Genomic DNA, 14,660 nt, shown 5'->3' with positions numbered 1-14,660 from the left:
AGGAGGGACTATTTGTTCTTCTTGTCTTGTGATTTTACCTGGTTTTGCTGACGCATGTAATCGTCTAAACGCGCCTGGAACTTAGATTTTTTCTTTTGCTCCTCAGGTTTTTTCTTGTTCTCTTTAAGAATGTTGTGAATTTTCTCATCGTTAACCATCGACTTGATGAGGAACTGCTGACCAAAAGTCATCATGTTCGCCAGGAAGTAGTAGTAGTTAAGTCCTGAAGGATATTTATTCAGTACGCCAAGGAATACGATCGGCATAATGTATCCGATATATTTCATTTGTCCTGTAGCTCCTGATACCTGGTTATTGAAATAAGTATAAATCAGTGTAGAGATGGTCATCAATACACACATTAAACTCAGGTGGTCGCCAATAAATGGAACAGTGAAACCAAACTTGATGAAATCGTCATAAGTGGAAAGGTCATGCATCCAAAGGAAGCTCTGTCCTCTCAGTTCGAATAAATTCGGGAAGAAGAAGAAGAAGGCCATCACGATTGGCAGCTGAAGCAGCATCGGCAAACATCCGCCCAGTGGATTTACCCCAACCTGTTTGTACAGTTTAAGATACTCCTGTTGCAATAAGGTAGGGTTATCCTCACCAACCTTTGCTTTGATCTCATCCATCTCCGGCTTTAAAATTCTCATTTTAGCCATCGAGATATATGATTTATAAGTCAGTGGTGACAATACAAGTTTCAGAGCAATGGTTAATACTAAAATGATTAAACCATAGTTCCAGCCAAAACCTTCAAGGAAGTTAAACACCGGAAGAACGATGAACCTGTTGATATATTTCAACGGCCAGTAACCCATTTCTACCAGTTTCTCCAGCTCATGTCCCTGTGCTTTCAGTACTTTGAACTGGTTTGTTCCGAAGTAGAACTTCATTTTGTAGTTCTGAGCAGCAAGCTGACCGAAAGGAAGATTTACATTTGCCGAATAACCTTTGACTTCACCAGGTGTGGTCAGGATTTTAACACTTGAATTGGCTTTTACAAAAGGATCTGCCGGAATCAGAACTGCTGAGAAGAAATGCTGCTTGAAAGCTATCCATTCAATTTTGGCCTTGTTCAATTCCAGGCTTTCGTCTTTTGCAAAGCTGAGGTGATCAGGATTCTCATCCACATACTTATAGTATGGTGCCGAAGATTGCTGTTCTGCCTGTAAAGATTTCTCCTGTTGCATCAGGATAGCCTGCCAGTTGAGAGCAATACTGTCTCTCTGGATAATCTGGTTCATGCCATTCAGGTTGATGTTGAAATCAACGTCATGAGAATCAGCACTTCCTAAAGCGTAACTGTATTCAATGTATTTGTCGGCGCTATAGTTGGCACGCATCACCAATGAATTGCCAGTCTGTGTAGATGTAAAATAGAGATCGTCAGTTTTTACCAGTTTACCACCAATGTTAAGGGAGAGGCCAAATGAATTCTGGTCGCCATCAAAAAGTACTACTGGTTTGCCCAGGTAATTTTTTTCACCTTTAACTTCAACAGATTTGATTTTACCACCTTTATTGGTAAAAGTTAATTTTAAAACGGCATTTTCAAGTACAGATGTGGTAGCTGCGCCTGTTATATTTCCACCGAAAGGGCCATTTAAAGCAGATGAATCCGGTGCCGGTGCTGCTGCAGGTACTGTAGCCGGGCTGGTTTTTACACCAGCTTTTGCTGCAGAGTCCAGGGAGATCCGCTCGCGTTCTTTCTTCAGTTCAGCCTCACTCGGCTTGAAAAAGTAGAAGGAACCTGCCAAAACGATCATAATCAGGAATAATCCTGTGAATGTATTTCTATCCATTATTGTTATTTAAACGCGTATTAGTTTGTTTTTTTCTTCGCGTACTCCATTGCAGCGGCGACAAATTTAACAAAAAGTGGGTGAGGATTAGCAACTGTTGACTTTAATTCGGGATGAAATTGTCCACCAACAAAAAACGGGTGGTTTTTAAGCTCAATAATTTCTACCAGTTTACTGTCAGGATTTATTCCTGAAGCAATCATTCCGGCTTCTTCATATTGTTTCAAATATGCATTGTTAAATTCATAACGGTGTCTGTGACGCTCATGGATATGTGCTTTTCCGTAGGCGCTGTAAGCCTTAGTACCTTTTTTCAGGTCGCAAGGATATGAACCCAGACGCATGGTACCACCTTTATTGGTTACTGTTTTCTGATCTTCCATCATATTAATTACGGGATCAGCAGTTTCTGTATCAATTTCAGTAGTGTTTGCAGTTTTAAGTCCCAGTACATTACGGCCGTATTCGATCACGGCACACTGCATACCCAGGCATATACCAAAGAAAGGAACTTCATTTTCACGTACATAACGTATAGAGTCAATTTTTCCCTCTATACCGCGGCTTCCAAATCCCGGAGCAACCAGCACACCATCCAGATGGCCCAGTTTTTCAGCAGCATTATCAGGATAGATTTCTTCAGAATGGATATATTCAATTCTTACCTTGCATTCGTTTTTAGCGCCCGCATGGATAAACGATTCAATGATAGATTTATAAGCATCCGGTAATTCTACATACTTACCAATCAGACCGATTCTTACATCAGCAGTTGGGTTTTTCAGACGACCCAGGAAGTCTTTCCAGCTTTCCATGTTTGGCTCGTTTTTCTGTGGCAGTTTCAATTTGCTGAGAACAGTTTTATCCAGCTGCTCTTTCATCATTAATAAAGGCACTGAATAAATTGAAGAGGCATCCATAGACTCAATTACCGCATTGACGTTCACATTACAGAATAAGGCAATCTTTTTACGGATGTCCATATTGATATGATGTTCTGTACGGCATACCAGGATATCTGGCTGAATACCATATTCCAGTAACATTTTCACGGAATGCTGTGTAGGTTTTGTTTTCAGCTCGCCGGCGGCAGCAAGATAAGGGACAAGCGTAAGGTGGATCACAATAGCATTGTTGGCTCCGGCTTCCCATTTAAACTGCCGTACAGCTTCTACAAAAGGTAATGACTCAATATCTCCGACAGTTCCTCCAAGCTCAGTAATGACGATATCAAATTCTCCTGTTTCACCCAGGATACGCATGTTGCGTTTGATCTCGTCGGTAATATGAGGAACAACCTGTACGGTTTTTCCGAGGTATTCGCCCTGGCGCTCTTTATTAATAACGTTCTGATAAATTCTACCGGTAGTAATATTGTTGGCCTGCGAAGTAGGCACATTTAAAAAGCGTTCATAGTGGCCCAGATCCAAATCTGTTTCTGCACCATCTTCTGTTACGTAGCACTCGCCATGCTCATAGGGATTTAATGTTCCGGGATCAATATTAATGTAGGGATCGAATTTCTGAATGGTTACACGGTAACCTCTTGCTTGTAAAAGTTTGGCTAATGAAGCGGAGATGATGCCCTTCCCTAATGAGGAAGTAACACCGCCCGTAACAAAAATATACTTAGTCATGTTTGTGAGTTTGTGAAATAAGAGCTTTTTTTAGACCTCTCTTATTGTTTTTGTACGGGATACAAAGCTACGGAAATAATGTCAGATTTTTGGCTAAATATTAGAATTTGGCTTTTTTTCAGGCAGAATAAAATGCCCTGAAAACAAAAAAGACCTGGTAAGATACCGGGCCTTTCTTTATTTTATATTTGGTTAGAATATGCTTGATTGTGCGAATGTTAAAGTCGTATGCCGTAACACTAAGGTAAATCTAATGTAATTTTTATAATATTGCATATCTAATGTAAAAAAAATCGGTTGTCATTTATAACATATTGATTATCAATGCTAAAATTTAACGCCCTAGTGAGGGTTTTGTCATTTATATATCAAAAGATAGGTAATTAAAAGTGAATTTAAAATTTTGAGACTAACCCTTATCAGACACTCTTAGTGTCTTTAATACACTAAGTATATTTTCTATTTACAGCATTCGTAATAGGCCAGCACTTTTCCGGCACGTTCTGACCAGGCGATATACACATTACTCTCCTTGCCGAGACGGTATTTGAATCCGTTGAGTTCAGATTTTTTCAGCTCTTCAAAAAAGTTTTTGTCGGGTGTATTTTTATCAGGAAGTTCATCAGCTGTAACCGCAGGTTCAAGAAAGTTCTCTTCATCCAGAAACAGGCCGAGTTCATCCTCCATAAACTTGACTTGTTTTTTCTTTTTCCCTAAATCAACATTGTCTTTGTAATTTTCAATGAGTGAAGTAGCCCTGATCGTTTTGCTGTAAATTTGTCTGCCGGCGGACGTGGTAATGCTGAACAGCAGCTCCATATCTTTAGGCTTTTCGCCCTTGAGTATTATTTTGAAAGTATCAAGCGTGCTTGTATCACTAAATGATCTTAGTGCAACTTTAGTTCTTAATGCAGGATCAACAGCGGCCGGTTTGTCCTGCTGGCAGGCCGTAAAGAATAAACAAATGGTAATAAAGGTATAAAAAGCGTATTTCATGGAGCAGCAAATTGATTGCCTAATATAGCTAATTAATTACCCTTCATCTTCATGATTTTTTCAAGATCTTCTGGTGTGTCTACGGCAATGGATTCCATGTCAGTCACCCTGGTTTGTATTTCATAGCCATTTTCTATCCAGCGCAGCTGCTCCAGACTTTCTGCAAGCTCCAGAGAAGAGGGTTGTAACAGGGTGATCTTCAGCAAGGTTTCTACAGTATAGCCATAGATACCTATATGTTTATAAAACTGATGCGTTTTGAGCCAGTTGTCCTGTTCAATATTTCTTAAAAAGGGGATGGTATGTCTGCTGAAATAAATTGCCTGCTGACGGTGGTTGAGTACAACCTTTGGAATATTCTGGTTGAACAGTTCATCCTCATCTTTGATGCGTTTCACCAGTGTAGCCAGTTTTACTTCCGGATCAGCAAAGCAGGAGCTGAGGAGGTCAATCTGAACGGGATCAATGTAGGGCTCGTCACCCTGGATATTAATGATAACTTCATAACCCGGGAACTTTTCTGCAACTTCTGCACAGCGGTCGGTACCACTCTGGTGGTCAGAGCGCGTGAGTGCAAATTCTCCGCCGAAGCGTTTCACTTCTGTAATAATGCGTTCGTCATCGGTAGCAATCACCACCTGATCAAGACTGGATGAACTGCAGGCCTGTTCATACACCCGCTGGATCATGCTTTTTCCTGCAATATCGATCAGGGGCTTACCCGGGAAACGGGTAGAGGCATACCTTGCGGGTATAATTCCAAGCGTCGCCATCTTAGAAAAGTCCGTTGATTTCTGCTTCAATAGACTGGATCACCTGACCCAAATCTTCAGGGTTGTTGGTAAAATCCAGTTTGTCCTTATCCAGGATCAGGAGTTTGCCCAATTGATATCCTTTGATCCAGGCTTCATATTTTTCATTCAGTTTAGAAAGATAGTCGAGACGGATCCCGGCTTCATAATCACGGCCCCTGCGCTGGATATTATCAACCAGAGTAGGTACTGAAGCACGGAGATATACCAGCAGGTCTGGTGGTTTGATAAAAGAAGTGATATTATCAAAAATATCCTGGTAGTTCTTATGGTCACGGGTAGTCATCAAACCCATTTCGTGCAGGTTTTCTGCAAAGATGTGTGCATCTTCATAGATTGTCCTGTCCTGGATGACGTTCCTTTCATTTTTCTCGATATCTACAATCTGCTGAAAACGGCTGTTCAGGAAGTATATCTGCAGGTTGAAGCTCCAGCGTTTCATATCGCTGTAAAAGTCTTCCAGGTATGGATTGTTATCAACGGCCTCATACAAGGCTTCCCATCCGTAGTTTTTGGCCAGTAAACTTGTTAAAGTAGTTTTTCCGGCGCCGATATTTCCAACTATTGCTATATGCATACGATCAGTGTGATGAGCTTAAGGTAGTAATTTTTATTTATTGATAATTTAAAATGGTTTGAATCCGATCAGTTCCCTAACTTCTCTGATCGTCTTCCTGGCGCTTTCACGTGCCTTTTCGGCCCCATGATTGGCAATTTTACGTAGATAATCATCATCTTTCGCAATTTCTTCAATGCGCTCCCTGATAGGAGAGTTGAAGGTGATCATGTCTTCTGCAAGTTGCTTTTTAAAATCTCCGTAACGGATTGCACGTTTATTATACAGCTCATCAAAATGTGCCAGCGTATCTTCGGGAGAAACAATCTTCATCAGATCGAACAGGTTTTGTATCGGCTCTGGCTTAGGCTGGTTTTCTTCTGTCGGCCCGCCATCAGATACCGCTTTCAGTACTTTCTTGCGGATTACCTCAGGTGCATCTGCCAGGTAAATACAGTTGGCGTCACCCTCAGACTTGCCCATTTTCCCTTTTCCGTCCAGTCCGGGTACTTTTACCAGGTTTGCAGAATAACTGAAAGCATAGGCCTCCGGGAAGTAATCATTGTTATATAAACGGTTGAAACGGTTTCCGAAAGTACGTGTCATCTCCAGATGCTGCTCCTGGTCTTTTCCTACGGGCACTTTTGTAGCTTTATGCAGCAGGATATCCGCTGCCATCAGGGATGGGTAGGTGAGCAGTCCGGCATTGACATTGTCGGGCTGTGAACGGATCTTATCTTTAAAGGAAGTACTTCTTTCCAGCTCGCCCATATAGGCGTTCATATTGAGGTAGAGGTACAGTTCTGTTACCTCAGGTACGTCCGACTGAATATAGATGGTGCTCACTTCAGGGTCGATACCGCTCGCGAGATATTCTACTAATACGTTTTTTACATTGCCATGCAGATCGCCCGGCGTGGGATGTGTAGTTAAGGAATGAAAGTCGGCGATGAAAAAATAACAATTATATTCATGCTGCATCTTTACAAAATTACTTACAGCACCAAAGTAATTGCCTAAATGTAATTTACCTGTGGGACGTATGCCGCTTACTACCGTTTCTCTCATTGTATCTGAATTTGATGAAACCCTTTGAGGATTCAAGAGGCCGAAATTAAGAAAAAACCGTTAGAAAGAATTGTGTTGTGGATTTTTTGTAGTTTTGATTTCAATGATACGTTTGTTAAAGCGAGTACACTACTTCTATTTTCTCTTCATCATCCTGCTCTTTTTTATCCTCTTTTATCCTTTCTATTATCTTGTGGCAAAGCGACCGGCATGGTATGGTACACTCAACAGACTGAGGGCGCTAAACAGTTTGATTTGCAGCGTTTTTACGGGTATATTTTTCCGCTTTACCTATGAGGAGCAACCTGATAAAAACCGGCATTATATCTACTGTGGAAACCATACCTCGAATCTGGATATTATGATCTTCTGTCTGTTGGCCAGGGGTAGGTTCAGTTTCATGGGTAAGGATGAACTGCTAAAAAACCCGGTGCTGAAAATATTTTTCAATACCATTGATATTCCTGTCAACAGGGGTAGTAAAATGTCATCATTCAGGGCATTTAAGCGTGCTGGCGACCATCTGAGGCAGGGGATGAGCCTGATCATCTTCCCCGAGGGCGGGATTGCCATGGAGCATTATCCGCCGGTGATGACGCCTTTTAAAAACGGTCCCTTCAGACTGGCCATAGAAACCGGCACTGCAATCCTGCCGGTGAGCGTTACTGATGCCTGGAAAAAGCTGTGGGATGATGGCCTCCGCTTTGGAAGCCGACCGGGAATCTGTGATATTTATGTACATAAGCCGGTTTATACAGAAAATATGACGGCGGATGATGCGGATCAGTTAAAAGACACTATTTTTGATCTGATAAAAAGTAAAGTGATAAAGAAATGAACATAGATAAACAGACGATATACAAGGTTGCCGATCTGGCGAGAATCGAGATCGGGGAGCACGAGCTGGAAAATCTGCAGGGGGATATGAATAAGATCCTTACTTTCATGGAGAAACTGAATGAGCTGGATACCACAGCAGTGGAGCCCCTGGTTTATATGAACCCTGAAGTGAATGTCTGGCGTGAAGATGTGGTAAAGCAAGAGCTGACGGTGACTGAAGGATTGAAAAATGCTGCAGTACACAATGAAGACTTTTTCTTCGTTCCTAAAATACTGGATAAATAATTTCTTTTGTAACAATCGCAGTCAGGGTGGTGTCTAAACCGAAAGCTTGTGTTAGCTTTATTATAAGTAAAATATTTAGGCGAAAATGGAGAACCCCTTAATTAGTATAAAAGATCTGGGTCGTAAATATGTGATTGGAACAGAAACCATTCATGCCCTGAAATCAGTTTCACTGGAGATTTACAAAGGTGAATTTGTAGCCCTGATGGGTCCTTCAGGTTCAGGGAAATCTACACTGATGAATATTCTCGGCTGTCTGGATACACCGAACAAGGGCGATTATATCTTAAACGGGATCAATGTAAGTCAGATGTCAGATGACGATCTCGCAGAAGTGAGAAACAAGGAGATAGGTTTTGTCTTTCAGACTTTTAACCTGCTGCCGCGATCTACCTCTCTTGACAATGTGGCTCTGCCCCTGATCTATGCCGGGGCGAGTAAAAAAGACCGCGATGCGCGCGCAAAACAGGCCCTTGAAAATGTGGGCCTTGGCAACAGGGTTACGCACAAACCCAATGAACTCTCGGGTGGTCAGCGCCAGCGTGTGGCAGTAGCACGTGCCCTGATCAATAACCCCTCTATCATTCTTGCCGATGAACCTACAGGTAATCTCGACACGAAAACTTCAATTGAGATCATGGGACTGATGGAAGAAATCCACAGTAAGGGGAATACGATTATCCTGGTTACCCATGAAGAGGATATTGCACAGCATGCACACCGTATCGTGAGAATGCGCGATGGATTGATTGAAAACGATTATCTGAACACAGATGTGAAAACCGTTTCTCCGCGACTGACCAAATTAAAGGAGAGTGGTGATGATTTTGAGCAAATTGGTAAACACTGATGAAGATCTACACAAAGACCGGGGATAGAGGAGAGACCTCACTTATCGGGGGGACAAGAGTCCCAAAATACCATCTCCGGATAGAATGTTATGGCACAGTTGATGAGCTTAATTCTTATATCGGGCTGATCCAGTGTCAGGATATTGACCCTCATGCCAGGCAGATTTTAAAGGAAATTCAGGACCGCTTATTTACCATCGGTTCATCACTCGCCGCAGATCCGGAGAAATCCAGGATGCAGATCCCTGATCTCCACGCCGCAGATATTACGCTGCTGGAAGAGGAAATGGACCGCATGAATGGGCTTCTTCCCGAATTAAAGCACTTTATCCTGCCGGGAGGCGATATCATTGTCTCGCATTGTCACATCGCCAGGTGTATTTGCAGACGCGCGGAGAGGCTCACCGTACATCTTGCTGCTGAAAGTAATGTGGATAACCAGGTGACGGTTTACCTGAACCGATTGAGTGATTATTTGTTTGTATTGGCAAGAAAAATTGGTTTCGATCTGAATGCGGATGAAAACCTCTGGTTACCAAGGTTATAAAAAGTGGAAAAAAAAGTTTGTTTTCATCAAGTTTTTTAATATACTTTTGCAAATTAAATAAGAACAATAAATTAGTATAGAATATGTATTGGACACTAGAATTAGCATCACACCTGGAGGACGCTCCATGGCCTGCAACAAAAGACGAATTGATTGATTATGGTATCAGATCCGGAGCTCCTGTAGAGGTGATTGAGAACCTTCAGGCTTTGGAAGACGATGGTGAGCCGTATGAAACAATCGAAGAGATTTGGCCGGATTACCCGACTAAAGATGATTTCTTCTTCAATGAAGATGAATACTAAAGACTCATAATTCAAGGCTCCGTAACGGGGCCTTTTTTTTGGAACGAAGATTGTTTAATAATTGTCAGCGGATTGTCTTTTGGCACTCCCTGTATTAAATTAACAAACTTAATTCTAAAATTTACAACTATGGGAAATTTACTTTATCTGATCGCAGTAGTACTTGTTATACTTTGGATCATTGGCTTCTTCTTCCAGGGATTTGGTAATGTGGGCGGATTGATTCACGTATTACTGGTAATCGCTGTAATCGCAATTCTCCTAAAAATCATCAACAGAGCAGCTTAATTATAAAAAGGCTTCTGAGAAATCAGAAGCCTTTATCTTTTTAACAGGAATGAGGCAAGCTCAAGATCCTGTTCATAGGTAATTTTAATATTACTTCTTTCGCCAGGCAGAATATGGATGCCAAATCCGGCCCTTTCAACTACAGAGGCATCATCTGTAAACTCTTTCGAATAAACTTGCTGATAAGCCTGATTTAACTGTGAACTGAGAAAGGTTTGAGGGGTCTGAATAAGATACAGCTCGTCCCTGTTTAGGGCGGAGGATCCTCCTTCATTGTTCCTTATCCTTACCGAGTCTACCGGCTGGATCGCTGCAATCGCATTTCCTTTCTCCATTGCCATTTCAAAGGAAGCCTGTACAAGTTCCGGGCTTACCAATGGACGTACAGCATCGTGAATAGCAACTACTGCCTCGGTATTAATCACCTGAAGACCGTTTTTTACAGAATCAAACCTTTCCTGTCCACCTTCAATCACCTGATGTGGAATATTGAAACGATGAGTAGCACAAAGTGCTGCCCAAAACTGATGTTGCAGGATATTGAGAACCAGGATAATCTCAGGCTGTGCTGCAGATCTGTGGAATGCCTCAATGGTGTGCATCAGTACGGGTTTCCCATCCAGTTCTAAAAACTGTTTGGGAATATCCCGGTTCATTCTGTTTCCTTTTCCTCCGGCAACAATAATGGCGTAATGTTTCATTACTGATCTTCGTATCTTACAATTAGATGATCAGCATTGCATCACCGTAACTGTAGAAACGATATTTTTCTTTCAGCGCTACGTCATACGCATGTCTTACGTAATCATAACCACCAAATGCACTGATCATCATCAACAATGTTGATTCTGGTGTGTGGAAGTTGGTGATCATTGAATTGGCAATACTGAAATCATATGGCGGGAAAATAAACTTGCTCGTCCAGTCGTTCGCCGGTTTAAGCGTTTTTCCTGAAGATACAGCAGATTCAATAGCACGCATAGAAGTAGTTCCTACCGCACAGATACGTTTTTTGTTTTCCAAAGCCTTATTAACGATAGCAGCCTGTTTCTCCTCGATGATGAACTGCTCAGAGTCCATTTTATGTTTGGTCAGGTCTTCTACTTCTACGGTTCTGAAAGTTCCGAGGCCAATGTGTAAGGTTACTTCAGCAAAGTTAATACCTTTCAGCTCCAGGCGTTTCATCAGCTCACGGCTAAAGTGCATACCCGCAGTTGGAGCAGCAACGGCACCTTCATGTTTTGCAAAGATCGTTTGGTAACGCTCTTTGTCCATCGCAGTAGCCTTACGTTTGATATATTTTGGAAGAGGTGTCTCTCCTAAGATTTCGATATTCTTTCTGAACTCCTCATCGGTACCATCAAAAAGGAAACGGATCGTACGTCCTCTGGAAGTGGTATTGTCTACAACCTCTGCTACCAGCAGGTCATCATCACCAAAGTAAAGTTTGTTGCCAACACGGATCTTACGTGCAGGATCAACTAAAACATCCCATAAACGCAGTTCTCTGTTCAGTTCGCGTAATAAAAATACTTCGATGGTTGCACCTGTTTTCTCTTTATTGCCATATAAACGGGCAGGGAAAACTTTGGTGTTGTTCAATATCATGACATCCTGATCATCAAAATAATCCAAAATATCTTTAAATATTTTATGTTCAATCTCCCCGGTATCTTTGTGCAGGACCATTAAACGGGCTTCGTCTCTTTGATCTGAAGGATTGCTGGCAACTAAGGACTCAGGTAAATTAAACTTAAATTGAGATAACTTCATGTTTTTTTATAAAATAATTGAGGGCGCAAATTTACAAAAATTTATAGAAATATTGTGTAAAATGACTTTTTATTTGTAAGGAATTTAGATACAGAAGGTGTCTCATCTGAGCTTCACCGGAGTTTGTTCGGGATAGGTACATGGTGCTGGTTTGACAGGTGAGACATTAGTCCGACTTTTATATCAAAAAGTCGGACTAATGTCGGACTAGTGTCGCACGACTCTCTCTTTCGATCCGGGCAAAACCACTGCATCACCAGATAAAAAAGATCTTGAATGCTGTAACGTTTTTAGCTATTTTTGATCTAACCCATAATTATGATCATATTCAGACTGATAGGAGAAAGTTTCAGGTTTGCTGCCGATGCCCTCCGCCAGAATAAGCTTCGCACCATGCTCTCGCTCTTAGGGATCACGATTGGTATATTTACGATTATTGCGGTGTTCTCCGGTGTAGATACATTGAGGAACAAGCTGCAGGCGAGTGTAGACAAGCTGGGTTCAAAAACGCTGTTTGTGCAGAAATGGCCATGGGGATTTGGGGGCGACTATCCATGGTGGAAGTACGTGAACAGGCCGGAACCCTCGCTGCGTGATTATGAGGGTTTAAAAACCCGTCTGGAGCATGTGGACGGGATTTCCTATGAAGCTACTGCTACCAGCAGAACGATCAAATATCGCAGCAGCTCTGTCGAAGGAGCAATTCTGCACGCCGCCACGCAGGACTATGACAAAACCTGGAACCTGGATTATCAGGAAGGGCGCTATTTTACGGATAATGAAGGTAAAAATGGTGCTCCTGTAGTAATCCTTGGGGCAGAAATCGCCAAAGGCCTGTTCTCCGGTGAACCTGCAGTAGGGAAACAGATCAAAGTAATGGGTCGCAGGGTTACCGTAGTTGGAGTATTTAAAAAGGAAGGGGAGGACATGCTGGGCATGTCACAGGATAACAACATTCTGATCCCCTTGAATTTTGCCAAAGGTTTATTTGATGTGCAGAGTGGAAACTATGACCCGCAGATCAACATCAGAGGCAAGGAAAATATCGCACTGGAAGAAGTGGAGAGTGAACTGCAGGGCGCCATGCGTTCTATACGCAGGATCAGGCCCGGTACTGAGGATGATTTTGCGCTCAATAAAACAACGATGATCACCAACCAGCTGGATACCATGTTCAAAATGGTAAATATTGCAGGCTGGGTCATTGGAGGGTTTTCTATCCTTGTCGGGGGATTTGGCATTGCCAATATCATGTTCGTTTCTGTCAAAGAGCGGACAAACATCATAGGCATTCAGAAGTCGCTGGGCGCAAAAAACTATTTTATACTTTTACAGTTCATGTTTGAAGCCATTGCATTATGTCTTCTGGGTGGAATGCTTGGTCTCGCACTTGTGTACGGCCTTACGCTGATTTCCAAGTATGGATTTGATACAGAAGTTGTACTGTATATGAAGAACATTTTTATGGGAGTAGGGATATCGCTGATCATCGGTACCATATCAGGATTCTGGCCGGCCTATTCTGCTTCGAGATTAGATCCCGTAGAGGCAATCAGATCTTAAGATTTTCTCAGGAACCAAAAGGATCATCTCAGGAACAAAAAAAGGTCTTAGTCTTTCGATGCTGTATGTTGCTGAAGCGCAACATACAGCATCGAAAGACTAAGACCTTTTTTTATGGAAGGGGTTTTCTAGCTAAGTTTGGACAGTGCTTCTTTAATTCTGGAAACAGCTTTAACCAACTGGTCTTCTGCGGCTGCGTAAGAAATACGGATACACTCCTCGTTACCGAAAGCTTCACCTGTAACAGTTGATACATGAGCTTCGTTCAACAGGTAAAGGCAAAGATCTTCAGCATTGCTGATCACATTACCGTTGACACTCTTACCGAAATAGTCTTTTACAGTAGGGAAGAAGTAAAATGCACCATCAGGAAGATTTACATGAACACCCGGGATTTCTTTCAACAACGCATAAACGATATCCCTGCGTTTCCTGAATTCATCTTTCATCGCTGTAACTGTTTCCAGACCGTTCTGATAAGCCGCTAATGCTGCACGCTGGGAGATAGAAGATGTACCTGAAGTAATCTGTCCCTGTAATTTATCACATGCATTGGCGATTTCTTTATTAGAAGCCATATAACCTACTCTCCAGCCCGTCATTGCATAAGCTTTAGAGAAACCATTGATGATAATTACGCGGTCTTTAATCGAGTCAAATGCAGCGATAGATGCATGTTTGTCAACAAAGTTGATATGCTCATAGATCTCGTCAGAGATGATGTAGATATTTGGGTATTTGTCGAAAACTGCAGCAAGGCTGGCCAGTTCTTCATGTGAGTATACAGAACCTGTAGGGTTACACGGAGAAGAGAACATGAACAGTTTGGTTTTAGGCGTAATTGCCGCTTCCAGTTGCTCAGCAGTGATTTTGAACTCATTTTCTACTGTAGCATTGATGAATACAGTTTCACCTTCCGCCAGTTTGATCATTTCTGAGTAGGATACCCAGTAAGGAGTAGGCACAATCACCTCTTCACCCGGATTAACGAGGCAAAGAACCGCATTTGCCAGAGATTGTTTTGCTCCTGTAGATACCACAATCTGGTCAAAAGTATAGGTCAGGTCATTTTCATTCTTGAACTTCTCAACAATCGCCTTACGCAGTTCAGGATATCCGGAAACAGGAGTGTAGTAAGAATAATTTTCGTCAACCGCCTTCTTGGCTGCTTCCTTCACGTGCTCCGGCGTAAAGAAGTCTGGCTCACCGAAGCTCAGGTTAATTACGTCAATTCCTTTAGCGGTGAGTTCTCTCCCCAGCTTTGCCATCTTAATGGTCTGTGATTCTGATAGATTGTTGATCCTTTGAGATAAAAATGTCATGATTCTTTG

The 14,660-nt window shown here is 42.1% G+C and carries 16 protein-coding genes; 7 read left to right on the top strand and 9 right to left on the bottom strand.

Annotation, left to right across the window (positions count from 1 at the left end; translation table 11 throughout):
• Nucleotides 1-8: 8 nt before the first annotated feature.
• From yidC to trpS, 6 genes are all read right to left on the bottom strand, one after another.
• On the bottom strand, nt 9-1,808 hold the full coding sequence (gene yidC / locus OQY15_RS03305) for a membrane protein insertase YidC (protein ID WP_265787733.1): 1,800 nt from the start codon (nt 1,806-1,808) through the stop codon (nt 9-11).
• Nucleotides 1,809-1,828: 20 nt separating this feature from the next.
• Nucleotides 1,829-3,445: a CTP synthase gene (locus OQY15_RS03300; RefSeq protein WP_265787731.1), complete on the bottom strand. Its 1,617-nt coding sequence runs from the start codon at nt 3,443-3,445 to the stop codon at nt 1,829-1,831.
• 459 nt (nt 3,446-3,904) lie between these two features.
• Nucleotides 3,905-4,441, bottom strand: a complete 537-nt coding sequence (locus OQY15_RS03295; RefSeq protein WP_265787729.1) for a hypothetical protein — start codon at nt 4,439-4,441, stop codon at nt 3,905-3,907.
• Between the two features lie 32 nt (nt 4,442-4,473).
• Complete coding sequence (gene kdsB, locus OQY15_RS03290; protein WP_265788355.1) at nt 4,474-5,214, bottom strand: 3-deoxy-manno-octulosonate cytidylyltransferase; 741 nt, start codon at nt 5,212-5,214, stop codon at nt 4,474-4,476.
• Nucleotide 5,215: 1 nt separating this feature from the next.
• Nucleotides 5,216-5,830: a deoxynucleoside kinase gene (locus tag OQY15_RS03285; RefSeq protein WP_265787727.1), complete on the bottom strand. Its 615-nt coding sequence runs from the start codon at nt 5,828-5,830 to the stop codon at nt 5,216-5,218.
• 48 nt (nt 5,831-5,878) lie between these two features.
• Complete coding sequence (gene trpS / locus OQY15_RS03280) at nt 5,879-6,877, bottom strand: tryptophan--tRNA ligase (protein ID WP_265787725.1); 999 nt, start codon at nt 6,875-6,877, stop codon at nt 5,879-5,881.
• A 103-nt stretch (nt 6,878-6,980) separates the two neighbouring features.
• Here trpS and OQY15_RS03275 point away from each other — a divergent pair, with 103 nt between their 5' ends.
• The 6 genes from OQY15_RS03275 (at nt 6,981) to OQY15_RS03250 (ending at nt 9,993) form a co-directional block, all read left to right on the top strand.
• Nucleotides 6,981-7,715: a lysophospholipid acyltransferase family protein gene (locus OQY15_RS03275; RefSeq protein ID WP_265787723.1), complete on the top strand. Its 735-nt coding sequence runs from the start codon at nt 6,981-6,983 to the stop codon at nt 7,713-7,715.
• On the top strand, nt 7,712-8,002 hold the full coding sequence (gene gatC / locus OQY15_RS03270; RefSeq protein WP_265787721.1) for an Asp-tRNA(Asn)/Glu-tRNA(Gln) amidotransferase subunit GatC: 291 nt from the start codon (nt 7,712-7,714) through the stop codon (nt 8,000-8,002). Before OQY15_RS03275 ends, gatC begins: the two co-directional genes overlap by 4 nt.
• Before the next feature lie 85 nt (nt 8,003-8,087).
• On the top strand, nt 8,088-8,852 hold the full coding sequence (locus tag OQY15_RS03265; RefSeq protein WP_265787718.1) for an ABC transporter ATP-binding protein: 765 nt from the start codon (nt 8,088-8,090) through the stop codon (nt 8,850-8,852).
• On the top strand, nt 8,852-9,400 hold the full coding sequence (locus OQY15_RS03260; protein WP_265787716.1) for a cob(I)yrinic acid a,c-diamide adenosyltransferase: 549 nt from the start codon (nt 8,852-8,854) through the stop codon (nt 9,398-9,400). The genes OQY15_RS03265 and OQY15_RS03260 overlap by 1 nt, the downstream gene beginning before the upstream one ends.
• An 83-nt stretch (nt 9,401-9,483) precedes the next feature.
• Nucleotides 9,484-9,705 (top strand): DUF2795 domain-containing protein, encoded by a 222-nt coding sequence (locus OQY15_RS03255; protein ID WP_008240955.1) that lies wholly within the window; start codon nt 9,484-9,486, stop codon nt 9,703-9,705.
• 129 nt (nt 9,706-9,834) lie between these two features.
• Nucleotides 9,835-9,993 (top strand): lmo0937 family membrane protein, encoded by a 159-nt coding sequence (locus OQY15_RS03250; RefSeq protein WP_265787685.1) that lies wholly within the window; start codon nt 9,835-9,837, stop codon nt 9,991-9,993.
• A gap of 32 nt (nt 9,994-10,025) precedes the next feature.
• On the opposite strand, the gene OQY15_RS03245 is transcribed toward OQY15_RS03250, so the two are convergent.
• Together OQY15_RS03245 and queA are read right to left on the bottom strand one after the other, a co-directional pair.
• A complete protein-coding gene (locus OQY15_RS03245) occupies nt 10,026-10,694 on the bottom strand; it encodes a 2-C-methyl-D-erythritol 4-phosphate cytidylyltransferase (RefSeq protein WP_265787683.1) in 669 nt (222 codons plus the stop codon).
• A 22-nt stretch (nt 10,695-10,716) separates the two neighbouring features.
• Nucleotides 10,717-11,766 (bottom strand): tRNA preQ1(34) S-adenosylmethionine ribosyltransferase-isomerase QueA, encoded by a 1,050-nt coding sequence (gene queA, locus OQY15_RS03240; protein WP_265787681.1) that lies wholly within the window; start codon nt 11,764-11,766, stop codon nt 10,717-10,719.
• A gap of 318 nt (nt 11,767-12,084) precedes the next feature.
• Between queA and OQY15_RS03235 the strand changes: the two genes are divergently transcribed.
• Nucleotides 12,085-13,329, top strand: a complete 1,245-nt coding sequence (locus OQY15_RS03235) for an ABC transporter permease (RefSeq protein ID WP_265787678.1) — start codon at nt 12,085-12,087, stop codon at nt 13,327-13,329.
• 128 nt (nt 13,330-13,457) lie between these two features.
• On the opposite strand, the gene OQY15_RS03230 is transcribed toward OQY15_RS03235, so the two are convergent.
• Nucleotides 13,458-14,651: a pyridoxal phosphate-dependent aminotransferase gene (locus OQY15_RS03230; protein WP_265787676.1), complete on the bottom strand. Its 1,194-nt coding sequence runs from the start codon at nt 14,649-14,651 to the stop codon at nt 13,458-13,460.
• Nucleotides 14,652-14,660: the final 9 nt, after the last annotated feature.

Source organism: Pedobacter sp. MC2016-15, from assembly GCF_026239695.1.
Taxonomy (GTDB): domain Bacteria; phylum Bacteroidota; class Bacteroidia; order Sphingobacteriales; family Sphingobacteriaceae; genus Pedobacter.
The sequence above is the reverse complement of the archived record's forward strand: the minus strand, read 5'-3'. Positions and strand labels throughout refer to the sequence as shown.